This is a genomic window from Vibrio sp. 03_296 (assembly GCF_002265885.1).
Genome location: NZ_NPKW01000042.1, coordinates 1 through 2,673, shown reverse-complemented (window position 1 = coordinate 2,673; position 2,673 = coordinate 1). Strand labels below are relative to the sequence as shown.

Sequence of the window (2,673 nt, the reverse complement as noted above, 5' to 3'; positions counted from 1 at the left end):
AGCTTAGATCACTTAGAAGTGCTTTATCTGACATTTGCGATGCTGTACGAGTAAAGATCATGATTAGACGTTTCTGCTGTTCTGATGAAACGATGATCATTTCCATATTGGTTTTCCTTTGAAATAAGGAAGTATATAGAAACCAAGCTTCACTCGATAGTGTTTTGAGTTGGAGCTTATTACGATAAATTGGTATAACGCTGCGTTAAGGGGTGAGTGCCGCCTAAACCAACTTTCCGCAGACCACTTTCACCACCAAAATTCACCGCATACCCAAAATGCCACGCGGCATGAATCCCACTTTAACGCTTTGTTATGCGCGTGCTTCAGACCAAACAGCAAATTCATTACCACTTGGCTCCACAAAATGAAAACGACAACCTCCAGGAAATTCAAAAATTGGACGGATGATTTCACCGCYATTTTTCACAACTTTATCCAATGTTGCTTCAATGTCTGAACTATAGAAAACTAAAAGTGCGCCACCACTTTCCGTCCGACTAGAACGCTCAGATTTGAAAAAACCACCATCTAAACCTTCATTTGAAAAAGCTGCGTATTCAGGCCCATAGTCAACAAATTCCCAGCCAAAAACCTTTGAAAAGAACGCTTTCGTTGACTCTAAGTCTTTCGCTGCAAACTCTACATAATTGAGCTTTTCATGCTGGTTCATTGTTAACTCCTGTCATTTTTCCAATTAGCGCATAACGCCCTGTTAAGGGGTGAGCAACGCAATACCGATGCCACCGCATATCGCCTTAAACACTAAAACCAACGCATAGTGAAAATGCCACGCGTTGCGAATCCCTCTTAAACAGATTGTTATACCCGTGCTCAAGGTAACTGCTTGATCGCAACGACTAAGGCTGCAATACCTACAACTAAGCCTGATAGTCCAAGCCAATGAGCTTTAAACCATACCCTAACTGGATAAGCCAACTTGCTAGCCGCTAAAAACCCTGAATCAGTAAACACAAAACTCATACCATCCCTCTTGATGTAGCCCAGTTCATCCATCCTCATAACATAAGCTGCATAGTTAACTTTTGGTATAGATCTTTGCCTATCAACTACTTCAGGCACTTGAACTTCCATGTCACGATCAAAGGCATGAAACTTATATCTGTTTAGATCAAGTACCCCACCATTCTCTTGTTCAACGATACGATGATAGAGAGTAAGCATTACTTTTTTCAGGACTTTTTCACTAACCACATACGATTTCAATACCAACTCCTTTTAAGGGTATAACGCCGCATTAAGGTGTGAGCTGCGCTCGGCTATACTTGAGCGAAGCGAAAATGCCGAGCGTTGCGAATCACTCTTAAATGCTTTGTTATGTTTATTCAACCAATTGATATTCTTGGGTATTGATGCGCAAATCACTATCGTTGCCATCAGAATTAGAGTCTCTGATATCAATTTTGACAACAAACTTAGGAAGACCAAATTTTTTTAAGAAGCCTGTTGCTACTTGATTCGATGTATCGTCAAACTCCAAGTCTAAGCCCTGAAAATACCTAGTTGATAGCATCAATGATAAGGGAAGACCATGACGGTACAATATAGTGTCTTTATCTCCGGTGGCGACCGCTAGATTAAGAGGTACGCAGACTGCTCTTGTCACTGGAGCATACGGGACAACATCCATTCTATGACGATAATGGTAATCAAGCTCTTCTGAATATAGCGAGCCGTTCAAAAAACTAGTGATATCTTCGTAATCATAAAGGAGATATTGCGCTCTAGGCGCATTCTTTAGTATTTTTTTAGCCTGAGGGATTCTCATGGCACCAAAAGTTGTTTTTCGCCAATCACGTTTTTTAGCTTCAAGGAAAGCTGAACCGTTTAACGAAGATCCATCTCGATAGTTAATATTGACAGCTAATGCAACGTCTCCGAAATTATTTTCGTGAGTTCCTTTTAACTTGTAAATTTGCCAACTGATACTGCTTCTCAGATCTTTACCAACTAAAGAAGTGCTCGATAAACCATTTCTTAGGTCTCTAAGTAGGTTTAATGTAATAAAATCCTCATCCCATTCATGCCCAGATACGCTTAAGATTGAGTCTCTAACCAATCTTTCCAACATTCCAGTAAATTCGCTTAACTCTGTTCTCAAATTAACACTCCTTCCTAAACATAACGCCGCGTTAAGGGGTGAATGCCGCATAAACCAAGTTTCCGCAGAACACTTTCACCACAAAAATCACCGCAAACCAAAAATGCCATGCGGCATGAATCCCGCTTAAACGCCTTGTATGGATAATAACTAACGAATCAGGGTAAGGTGAGACCCAGACTTTAGCTGCAACTAAAGTTCTCTATCTGATAGTTCGATTGAACGCTGGCTCCTCTATTGAGAGACCGATAACAAGAACGAACATCAGATAGAACTCCAAGCATCACACTCGAATAGTCTTCTGGGTCTCGAGCCCGCATTTCGCAAGCAAGAGTTAGCTTATTATGAATACAAATACACTTCAAAACATTAATGTCGGCGTTGATACAGGTAAGACACAACTTGATATCTATATCCGCCCTCTCGATATCTATTTTAATGTCACAAATGATGAAAAAGGCATCAACAAGCCGTTCGCACTATTGCTAAATATCATCCAGAACGGATTGTTATTGAAGCAACCGGTCGATTGGAGATGCCATTCATCTTAG

General features: G+C 40.6%; 5 protein-coding genes and 1 pseudogene. 1 reads left to right on the top strand and 5 read right to left on the bottom strand.

Going from position 1 to position 2,673, the window contains the following annotated elements; genetic code table 11:
* Positions 1-179 precede the first annotated feature (179 nt).
* The 5 genes from CIK04_RS03365 to CIK04_RS35455 all read right to left on the bottom strand — a co-directional run bounded on the left by CIK04_RS03365 (position 180) and on the right by CIK04_RS35455 (position 2,232).
* Positions 180-296, bottom strand: a complete 117-nt coding sequence (locus CIK04_RS03365; RefSeq protein WP_325205688.1) for a DUF3265 domain-containing protein — start codon at positions 294-296, stop codon at positions 180-182.
* A 17-nt stretch (positions 297-313) separates the two neighbouring features.
* The gene (locus CIK04_RS03360; RefSeq protein WP_128824592.1) at positions 314-673 is read right to left on the bottom strand and encodes a VOC family protein; all 360 of its coding nucleotides are present in this window, start codon (positions 671-673) and stop codon (positions 314-316) included.
* 161 nt (positions 674-834) lie between these two features.
* A complete protein-coding gene (locus CIK04_RS03350; RefSeq protein WP_198516126.1) occupies positions 835-1,227 on the bottom strand; it encodes a hypothetical protein in 393 nt (130 codons plus the stop codon).
* Positions 1,228-1,342: 115 nt separating this feature from the next.
* The gene (locus tag CIK04_RS03345; protein WP_097353752.1) at positions 1,343-2,122 is read right to left on the bottom strand and encodes a hypothetical protein; all 780 of its coding nucleotides are present in this window, start codon (positions 2,120-2,122) and stop codon (positions 1,343-1,345) included.
* 14 nt (positions 2,123-2,136) lie between these two features.
* Entirely contained in the window at positions 2,137-2,232 is a 96-nt protein-coding gene (locus tag CIK04_RS35455; protein WP_097353751.1) for a DUF3265 domain-containing protein, read from the bottom strand.
* Between the two features lie 234 nt (positions 2,233-2,466).
* Between CIK04_RS35455 and CIK04_RS03335 the strand changes: the two are divergent.
* Positions 2,467-2,673: pseudogene (locus CIK04_RS03335) on the top strand (IS110 family transposase); the annotation flags it as partial.